This window comes from Parvularcula oceani, from assembly GCF_000733125.1.
GTDB classification, from domain to species: Bacteria; Pseudomonadota; Alphaproteobacteria; order Caulobacterales; family Parvularculaceae; genus Parvularcula; species Parvularcula oceani.
The window spans coordinates 1-505 of record NZ_JPHU01000038.1; the positions used below are offsets into that span (position 1 = coordinate 1).

Below are 505 nucleotides of genomic sequence, written 5' to 3' on the forward strand. Positions count from 1 at the left end.
GTCGCCTGTCCGACGCAGTAATGGCGATCAAGTGTTCCAGTGCTACGGATGCTAGGCCCCCGCCACCTGGTAAGAACGCCATCGCGTCCTGTCCCAGGCCGCGTTCCTCAAACCACAGGTTCGGTTGATCGCCAGTCAGCCTCAAGCGAGCGTAGAAAGCCCTCGCCTGCTGATTAGACAGCCGCTTCGCATAGCTCCGAAGCTTACGCGTGTTTTTATCAGCGTTCCACGGACTGCCTGCCACTACCGCGGTTAGAGCCTTTCGAATTCCTGCATGGATTGGCCTGTTTGTCAGAAATTCGAACCAAACCTTCGTGGTGAGCGTTTGATCGTCATCAAATATCGCAGCGTATTTCTTCGTGTACTCATTGATAGTGCGACTGAGTTCCGAAGGTGCAACCGCTACATCCACGCGTTGCGTGGAGTGCTTCAGCTGAACGTACCGTACTTCTGTTGCAGATTTGAGTTCATCGCCGCCATAATACTCCGCGACGTCGATGACATT

The 505-nt window shown here is 54.1% G+C and carries 1 protein-coding gene; it reads right to left on the bottom strand.

What is annotated here, in order from left to right; genetic code table 11:
- On the bottom strand, positions 1-505 hold a 505-nt coding region (locus IE88_RS18775; protein WP_238319335.1), incomplete at both ends, for a hypothetical protein.